This window comes from Nguyenibacter vanlangensis, from assembly GCF_013376155.1.
Lineage (GTDB): Bacteria > Pseudomonadota > Alphaproteobacteria > Acetobacterales > Acetobacteraceae > Gluconacetobacter > Gluconacetobacter vanlangensis.
The window spans coordinates 1-2,641 of record NZ_JABXXP010000407.1 but is presented as its reverse complement, the minus strand read 5'-3'; the positions used below and the strand labels follow the sequence as shown (position 1 = coordinate 2,641).

At 68.7% G+C, this 2,641-nt stretch carries 3 protein-coding genes; all 3 read left to right on the top strand.

The features are described from left to right. Positions 1-1,110 (top strand): DNA recombination protein RmuC (locus tag HUK84_RS14575; protein WP_176640931.1); only part of this gene is annotated, 1,110 nt, incomplete at its 5' end. A gap of 14 nt (positions 1,111-1,124) precedes the next feature. Next, positions 1,125-1,865: a response regulator transcription factor gene (locus tag HUK84_RS14570; RefSeq protein ID WP_374729368.1), complete on the top strand. Its 741-nt coding sequence runs from the start codon at positions 1,125-1,127 to the stop codon at positions 1,863-1,865. A 7-nt stretch (positions 1,866-1,872) separates the two neighbouring features. Then, positions 1,873-2,641: HAMP domain-containing protein (locus HUK84_RS14565; RefSeq protein WP_176640929.1), on the top strand; the 769-nt coding region annotated here is incomplete at its 3' end.

The window sequence follows — 2,641 nt, the reverse complement described above, 5'->3', positions numbered from 1 at the left end:
CAGTCCCGGGCCGACGTCGCCGACCGGCTGGGCGCGATCGCCCACGCCATCACCCGCGACCTCGCCGATGCCCGCATCCACCAGGGCGAGGCCCTGCGCGAGATGGCCGAAGCCTCTGCCCGGCAGATCGAGGCGATCCGCGCCACCGTCGACGAACGGCTGCACGAGGCCGTGGAACGCCAGATGCAGACCTCGTTCCAGCGGGTGCTGGAACAATTCACCGCCATGCAGAAGGCGATGGGCGAGGTCACGGCCATGACGGCCCAGATCGGCGACCTCAAGCGCCTGTTCTCCAACGTCAAGACGCGCGGCGGCTGGGGCGAGGCGCAGTTGCGCGCCATCCTGGACGACGTGCTGCCGCCCGGCGCCTACCAGGCGAATTGCCGCCTGCGCGAAGGCAGCGCCGAAATCGTGGAATTCGCGGTGCGCATGCCGGTCCGCGCCGCGTCGCCCCCCCTGCTCGCCATCGATTCCAAATTCCCGACCGAGGCCTATGAACGCCTGCTGGACGCCGTCGAGCGCGTGGACCCCGAGGCCGAGCGCGCCGCCCGCCGCGCGCTGGAGACCACCCTGCGGATCGAGGCGCGCAAGATCGCGGCCAAATATATCGTGCCCCCGGTCACGGTCGAATTCGCCGTGCTCTACCTGCCCACCGACGGGCTCTATGCCGAAATCGCCCGCATTCCCGGGCTGGTGGACGAAATCGGGCGCACCAGCCGGGTCATCGTGATGGGGCCGGGCCTGCTGCCGGCCATGCTGCGCACGATCCATCTCGGCTACGTCACCATGGCGCTGGAGGACCGGACCGACGGCATCGCCCGCCTGCTGGGCGCCACCCGGCAGGAGATGCTGCGGATGGACGGCGTGCTGGAACGGCTGGCCCGCAACGCCTCGGCCATGTCCTCGTCGATCGACGAGGCACGGCGCCGCACGCGGGTCGTGACCCGGCAACTGCGCGGACTGGACGGCGTCGATACGCTGTCCGATACCGCCCGGGCCGCCCCGACCCCGGAACCGGACCAGGAACCGGACCAGCAACCGGACCAGCAACCGGGCGAGGCCGGCGGGGATGCATCCGGCGGGGGTGAACACGAATTTAGTGGTGCGTGAAGCGGGGTACCATCATGTGTGCATTGACCATGAACGCGACGTCCAAGCCCGATCCGTCTGCCCCGGCCCAGGAACCCGCCCCCCGGGTGCTGCTGGTCGAGGATGACGGCAAGATCGCTCAGGAAGTCGCCGAGGAACTGGAAAGCCGCGGCTTTTCCGTCCGCCACGAACGGACGGGCCCCAGCGGGCTGTCGGTCGGCCTCGGCGGCAATTTCGACGTCATGATCATCGACCGCATGCTGCCCGAGATGGACGGCCTGACCCTGATCGAAACCCTGCGCGGGCGGCAGGTCTCCACCCCGGTGCTGGTCCTGTCCGCCATGTCGGCGGTCGATGACCGGGTCAGCGGGCTCAAGGCCGGCGGCGACGACTACCTGACCAAGCCCTTCGCGATGGAGGAACTGGCCGCCCGGCTCGAGGCGCTGATGCGGCGCCCGAACAACACGCGTGAGACGATGCTCCATGTCGGTCCGCTGGCCATGGACCTGATCGAACGCACCGTGACCCGCGACGGGGTGGTGATCGAATTGCTGCCGCGCGAATTCCGCCTGCTGGAATATCTGATGCGCCGCCCCAATCAGGTGCTCACGCGCAACATGCTGCTCGAGGATGTGTGGAACTACCGCTTCATCCCGCAGACCAACCTGGTCGACGTGCATATCGGCAAGCTGCGCCGCAAGATCGACGAGCCCGGTGCCACCCCCCTGATCCAGAGCATCCGCGGCACCGGCTTCATGCTCCGCATTCCGGAATAGGCTGGGCGTGTCGCTCGGCGAACTGCTGCGCACGGCGACCTTCCGCCTGACATTGGCGGTCGTCGCCGCGATGATCGGCGCCGCGGCCCTGCAATTCTCGCTGGGCTACAGCCAGACCAAGACCTTCGAATTCCTCCGCTCGGACATGCTGCTGCACCGCGAGGCCGCGCTGCTCGAAGGCGAGAAGCCGCAGGATCTGGAACACAAGATCCGTGACCGCGCGACCGACGATCTGCGCGTGGTGATCAACCAGGCCGCCCTGTTCGACGCGCAGCACCACTCCATCGCCGGCGACCTGCACAAATGGCCCGACGGGCTGGTGGCGGACGGCCATGTCCGCGAACTGACCGTCTGGCCGACCGAGGACGCGCCCTACGTGCTGCGCATCCTCGCCGTCCCGGTGGCGGGGGGGCGCATCCTGGTGCTGGCGCGCGGGCTGCACATGCTCGACGAATTGCGGCTGATGATGCGCCATTCCCTGCTGGTCTCCATCGTGCCGACCGTGCTCTTCGCGCTGATGACCGGCGTCGTGCTCAGCCACCGCGCCCTGGCCCGCGTCACCGTGATGCACGAGGCGATCGACCGGATCATGGACGGCGACCTGCATGAGCGCCTGCCGTCGGGGCGCGAGCGCGACGAGATGGAACGTCTGGCCGGCAGCGTGAACCGCATGCTGGACCGGCTGGAACATCTGATGGACGAAATCCGCGATGTCGGAAACGACATCGCCCACGATCTGCGCACCCCGCTGGCCCGGGTGCGCGCCCGGCTGGACC

Excerpts from the sequence above, each read along its gene's own strand:
- HUK84_RS14570 (WP_374729368.1), top strand. The coding sequence starts at position 1,125 with ATGTGTGCATTGACCATGAACGCGACGTCCAAGCCCGATCCGTCTGCC.